Here is a 3,450-nt window from a genome sequence, read left to right as displayed (position 1 = left end):
CCCTGAGCAAATGGCCCGACGTGGACGTCTGCCAGGCCTCCGCTGACGCCTTGGCCTCGCGACTGGCCAATGATCGCGAGTTACGCAACGCCCTCAGTCCTATCGGCGTGACTCAAGCACTCAACGCCTTGAGCAAATGGCCCGAACGTGCGAATTGCGAGAGTGCTACCGATGTCTTGGCCGGCAGGCTGGCGGAGGACAACGATCTGCGACAAGCCATGGATGAGCACCAGGTGGCTGTGTCGCTCAATGCGCTGAGCAGATGCCTCGGAAGGCCGGCGTGTCATCCGGCAGTGTTGCTGCTCGCCGAACGCGCCGGCTCGGCAGAGTTGCCGTGGCAGCAGTTCGAGATGCGTGGGCTCGCCATGGTGGCCAACGCGATGTCCCGTCTGCTGCACCTGGATGAGGAACAGTTCCAAATTTTGGGACGCGCCAAACTGCTGGCAATGGCCGGGCACCTGGAGCTGCACCGTGAGCGTTTTGAGTCTGCCTCCGCGCAAGACATTGGTATGCTCTTCAAGGCCCTTTCATCGGCGCAACTCCATCGCCAGATGCGTCCGCTGGCGCGGTCGGCCCTGGAGCGGGTTGCGATGCTCGCGCAGGACGACGGATTACGGGAAACCAACCTTGAGGGTATCGGCAGCCTGTGCATGGGATTTTTGCCGTTGATCCGCAGCCCAGAGTTGACCTCTCGCCATCGGGGGCACGCATTGCGCGTGTTCAATACGTTGCAGCCCATCATCGAGCGCAAGATCGACTTGTACCTTACCGGCGGTGTCCCGCTGTCTTCGAACGATCCCGAACAGTGCGCCACTCGATGCCCGGCGCTGACCTTCTTCCAGGTGCTCAAGGCTTACAGCATGGTGAGCCGGCAATGCAAGCCGCGCCACATCGAAGGCTCGCGCCAGGAAATTCGCCAACGTCGCGAAGAGTTGGGGAAATGGGTTGACAGGACGCTGGAGCGGACACGCGAGGCCATCGAGGAGGACCTCGGCGAGATGAGCTGGAACTTGATCGCGCAGATCGAGGCCGGTGACATCGTATTTGACGCCCTGGACCTGCGCCTCGCGAAGGAAGCAGCGAAGATTACGCAGGCCCATCCACCGAGCCAGTTCAATCTTGACGCCGGGCGCCTGAGCATGCGGTCGGCACCCGGCGAGCCCGTTGCGCCGGCACCCGGCAACGGCAGCACGACCCACATCGTGGTCGATCTGCGTGGCAAGGAAGTGTCGACCAATGCGACCGAGACGAACAAGCCGTACTCGCTATTTACACGGCTGACGGGCTTGCCGCTGGTGGAGGTCCAACTGCCTGGGGCGATTTCGACGTTCATGCTCGCGCGTACGCTCACCTACCAGAACGAACCCTGGCGTTTTGACATGTTCGGCGGCAGCCGCGCCACGCGAGGCCACATGAGTCGCCCCGCCCAGTTGCTGTCCGGCACATCCGGAGCACCGTCGCTGCTGCCGGCAATGCGCTATACAGACACCGCGCCGGGCAGTAGCCTGATGCAGCTCATCGCCAAGCTTGCCCCGCAGCGCGAAGACTGGTCGCGGATGCAGCGCTCGCTACTAGAGATGGTGCCGACCGATCACGTCATTGAGGGCACACTGCGTCTGGGATTTTTTGAAGACGTCAGCGGCCCTGCGCACCCGTTCAAGCCAACAGCACCGGACGGGCATGCATTGGCGCTGTGCCCCAACGATGGTTGCGGCTTCCTGAAGCTGGAGGTGGCTCTACGCATACCGGCCTTCCGTGAGTACTTCTCTGCCTGGCAAGCAGTGCAGGCCGGTGAGGCCAGCCAGGAGCAGCGTGACCTTATTGCCAAGGATAAGGGACCCACGCGGCTGGCACCGCAGGCGCTGCAGCACTTCCCACGTGACGAGGCGGCACTGCAGGAGGCGCACGAGGCGATGCAGCGCCGGTTGCAGGCGCTGCCGTCGGAGTTGAGTCAACTCACGTTGTACGAACTGACCACCAGCGGCGGCTACCAGGGCCAAAGAGTCAGGGCGGTGCCTGCTGCCGACGACAAGGTGCACCTACCGAGCGAGCGCAGCCAGGCCTTCGACGCCGCAGGTGGCGCCTTGCTGATCGGCAAGCCGCCCTACGACAAGGAGAACCTGCTGCCCGTGCCGGAAGAACGCGTCGCGACAGTGGCGCAGAGCGACGCCACCGCCGAATTCCTCTCGCAGTCCTTTGGTATCCAGTACAGCTACACTGGCTTCGACGACGGATCGGGCAGCGACGCCGAGATGCTGCACAGCAAGGGCATGCTCATCGTGGTGCCATCAAAGAACTGGCCGGCCAATTTCGCGGACATGGACCTGGCCTGCTCGAAAGAGGATCTCAAGACCCTGTCACGCTGGACGACCGGTCGCGACCGCAGTGCCGTGCCGCAGAACATGCTCAGCACCGGCAGCCTGCGGCTCAAGGACATCGTGGAGCCCGGACGCATGGGTGCATTGCCTATCCCGGAACTGCGCAAGCGCAACATGGACACCGACGGCGACGACGCGTTCGTGTACGCGGGCTACCCCAAGCTGGCCGCGCTGATTTCGCGCGAGATGGCCGATCGTGAGGTACGCCGCGGCCAGCCACGTTCCTTCAAGCCGCCGAAAACGGCCACGCCGGCCATTGATCCTGACAACGGCTATTACCAGGCGGGGCGGCTGTCCGAGATCATGTCTCTGCAACGTGGCGGCCAGATCATGGGGGCGGCCAGCACCTTGGCAGCGCGCTTCATGGCGCAGCCTGACCACCTGCGTGAGGCAATGGCGCGCAATATGATGTTCGGCACTTATGACGGCATTGAGCGCGACCTGCGTAACGGTCTACGTGTAGCACTCGACGGCAAAGCCAGAGATCCTCAGGTGTTGACGGAACTGCGCAACCAGGCATACAACGCCATCGGGCGCGCCCACCTGCCCGAGGCACGTGAAGCCGCCGAGCTCCTGCATGCACAACTGCTTCGACTGGAGCCGGGGGCATCATCGCGAGCCGAAGTGCCGCCATTGCCGGATGCGCTGGGCGAGGCCTTCCCACGCCTCGCCCAGGCGTACCTTGCTGCGCCTGATACTGAGGCACGGATTCACGCCATCATCGACAACTACCCGGTGTGCAGGCTCTCGCACGCGCAATTCCCGGCCGGGCAACCGGGGCTCATCCCTGGAGAGCCGGAACTGAGCATGCGCAACCTCTTCACCATCGCGATCAAGGTGGGCACCGATGCGCTGAAGTCCGACACCGGCACTGCGCTGTTCGCCAAGATCGTTGAGTCGTGCGAACGATCCGAGCGAGGGTTCGCTGATCGGGTTCGCAGCGTACCGTATGGCAAGGTGACTGCCCGGGCCATGCATGATGGTCGCTTCGACGCCGAGCAGACCCAGGTGGACCTGCAGAACATGCCGACGATGGCTGCGGGCGTCATGCAAGACGCGCTACACTCGCTGC

Annotated in this window: 1 protein-coding gene; it reads left to right on the top strand. The window is 63.6% G+C overall.

Translation table 11 applies throughout. The annotated features are described in order from the left end of the window. Positions 1 to 20: 20 nt before the first annotated feature. Positions 21 to 3,450 (top strand): XopAD/skwp family type III secretion system effector (gene xopAD / locus ALO43_RS30695; RefSeq protein ID WP_328586975.1); only part of this gene is annotated, 3,430 nt, incomplete at its 3' end.

Source organism: Pseudomonas tremae (assembly GCF_001401155.1).
Taxonomy (GTDB): Bacteria; Pseudomonadota; Gammaproteobacteria; order Pseudomonadales; family Pseudomonadaceae; genus Aquipseudomonas; species Aquipseudomonas tremae.
This window is presented reverse-complemented; position numbering and strand designations above follow the sequence as displayed.